This is a genomic window from Phreatobacter sp., assembly GCF_027532945.1.
GTDB lineage: Bacteria > Pseudomonadota > Alphaproteobacteria > Rhizobiales > Phreatobacteraceae > Phreatobacter.
Map to the genome: position 1 here is coordinate 1 of NZ_JAPZTZ010000027.1, position 2666 is coordinate 2666.

Annotated in this window: 3 protein-coding genes; all 3 read right to left on the bottom strand. The window is 68.8% G+C overall.

Annotated elements, in window-relative coordinates:
* The coding region (locus O9344_RS17590) for a TRAP transporter large permease (RefSeq protein ID WP_298480418.1) at window positions 1–1253 on the bottom strand (1253 nt) is incomplete at its 3' end.
* Complete coding sequence (locus O9344_RS17595; RefSeq protein WP_298480421.1) at window positions 1250–1762, bottom strand: TRAP transporter small permease; 513 nt, start codon at window positions 1760–1762, stop codon at window positions 1250–1252. The genes O9344_RS17595 and O9344_RS17590, both read right to left, overlap by 4 nt.
* A 4-nt stretch (window positions 1763–1766) precedes the next feature.
* The coding region (locus tag O9344_RS17600) for a TRAP transporter substrate-binding protein (RefSeq protein ID WP_298480424.1) at window positions 1767–2666 on the bottom strand (900 nt) is incomplete at its 5' end.

The following is a 2666-nucleotide window of genomic DNA, read 5'->3' on the forward strand; positions in this document are numbered from 1 at the left end:
ACGTCGGCTGCGACGAAGGGGATGACGCCGCGATAGGTCGCGACGATCGGCACGTCCTTGGCGATGGCCGAGACCACGAAGACGTTGAGCCCGATCGGCGGCGCCGTCAGGCCGATGCCGACCACCATCAGCACGAGGATGCCGAACCAGATGGCGATGTCGTCGGGCATCATGCCGAGGTCGAGCGCCGTCACGATGGGGAAGAAGATCGGCAGGGTCAGAAGGATCATGGCGAGCTCGTCCATGACGCCGCCGAGGATGATGTAGAAGACGAGCAGGCCGATGATCACGCCATAGGGCGGCAGGCCGGACTGGGTCACCATCTCGGCCGCGAGCGTCGGCAGCTGCGACAGGGCGAGGAAGCCGTTGAACACCTCGGCGCCGAGCAGGATGATGAAGATCATTGCCGAGGTCTCGGCGGTCTGGATGAGCGACTCGCGGATCTCCGCCCAGCCGAGGCTGCGCTGCAGGAGGCCCACCGCCAGCATGGCGATACAGCCGACCGCCGCGCCCTCGGTCGGCGTGAAGATGCCGCCATAGATGCCGCCGACCACCGTGACGGCGATCAGCATGACCGGCCAGACGCCGACCACCGCCCGCCAGCGCTCGGCCCAGCCGACCCGCTCGACGGCAGGGCCCGCCTTGGGGTCGAGGCGCACCATGATGGCGATGACGACGCAGTAGAAGACCGCCGCCATCAGGCCGGGGATCAGTGCCGCCATGAACAGCTTGGCGATGTTCTGCTCGGTGGTGATGGCATAGACGACGAGGATCACCGAGGGCGGGATGAGGATGCCGAGCGTGCCGCCCACCGCGATCATGCCGGTCGCGAAGCCCTGGTCGTAGCCGTAGCGCTTGAACTCCGGCAGCGTCGCCCGGCCGAAGGTGGCGGTGGTGGCGACCGACGAGCCGCAGATGGCGCCAAAGCCGGTACAGGCGCCGATCAGCGCCATGCCGAGGCCGCCGCGGCGATGGCCGAGGAAGCTCGCCGCCGCGCGGAACAAGGCCGTCGAGAGGCCCGACTTCTCCGCCAGCGCCCCCATCAGCACGAAGAGCGGGATGACCGACAGCGTGTAATTGGCGAAGAGGTGGTAGGGCGTCGTCTTCATGTAGTTGAGGAAGATCGGCACGCTGGTGAACCAGACATAGCCGAGCGACCCCGCGGTGAGCATGGCGAGCCCGATGGGCATGCGCAGCACGAGCAGGACCAGCATCCCGGCAAAGCCGAGGGCGGCGACGGCGGCTCCGCTCATGACGGCTCCCGGGACAGGCGCTGGGCCGAGACGAGGGTGACGGCGGCGAGGACGAAGGCCATGAGGCCGGTCGCCAGGATCGCCCAGCCGATCGGGATGGCGAGCACCATGGAACTGGTGCGCGAGGCGATGGCGTCGATCCCGCCGACGATGAGCCGCCAGCCGATCAGCAGCGCGAAGGCGGCATAGAGCACGTCCCAGAGCCGGTCGAGGCCGCGGTTGAGCCAGCCCGGCGTGCGCAGGGTGAAGGTGTCGACGAAGACATTGCCGCGCTTCAGCTGGCAAAGCGGCAGGAAGGCGAAGACCGCGACCGCCGTGGCGATCTGCACCATCTCGAAATCGCCCTTCACGCCGGACTTGAACAGCCAGCGCAGCACGACGGAGGTGGTGACCATGATCGCCGCCGCCAGCATGAACAGGCCACCGAAGATGGCGAGCCCGCGCGCGACGCGATCGACCAGTCCGGGCGGCGATGCACCGCCGCCCGTCACCTCCCCCTCCCCGGTCATGCGATCAGGCCGCCATGTGCTTGGCGACGGCGGCGCGCACGTCGTCGACGATCTTCTGGCCGTCGAGGCCGCGGTCCCGCACCGACCGGATCCAGGCCTCCTCGACCGGACGGGTGGCGGCGCGCCACTTGGCGGCCTCGTCCTCGGCGAGGACGGTGATGGTGTTGCGCGAGCGGCCCTTGACCATCTCGCTCACCGCCCGGCCGCGCTCGTCCCACATCTCGCCGGCCATGATGGCGGCGGGCATGCCGGAATTGTCGTCCATGACCTTCTTCAGGTCCGCCGGCAGGCCCTCATACTTCGCCTTGTTCATCGCGAGGATGAAGGTCGCCGTGTAGAGCGTCGGCGAGCCGGGGATCTCCGTGTGGTGGTTGACGAGCTCGTGCAGGCGCAGCGCCGGCACGACCTCCCACGGCACCACGGCGCCATTGATGACACCTTGCGCCAGCGCCTCCGGCACCTGCGGGATCGGCATGCCGATGGCGGTGGCGCCGAGCGCGCGGAGCGCCTCGCCAGCCTGGCGCGTGGGGAAGCGCAGCTTCAGGCCTTCGAGGTCCGCCTGCGTGCGCACCTGCTTGTTGGAATGGATCAGGCCGTGGTCATGCGCCCACAGGCAGAGCGGCTGGACCTCCGAGTACTCCTTGTAGAAGTGCGTCGGCCCGAGCTCCGCCATGACCTTGGAATTGGTGACGCCACGTTTTCCCCCGATGAAGGGCAGCTCCATCGCCTCCGTCGCGGGGAAGCGGCCCGGCGTGTTGCCCGGCAGGGTCCAGACAATGTCCGCGACGCCGTCGCGCGCCTGGTCGAAGAGCTGCGGCGGCGCGCCGCCCAGCTGCATCGACGGGAAGATGTCGATCTTGATGCGGTTGCCGGAGGCCTCCTGCACCTTGCGCGACCAGGGCAG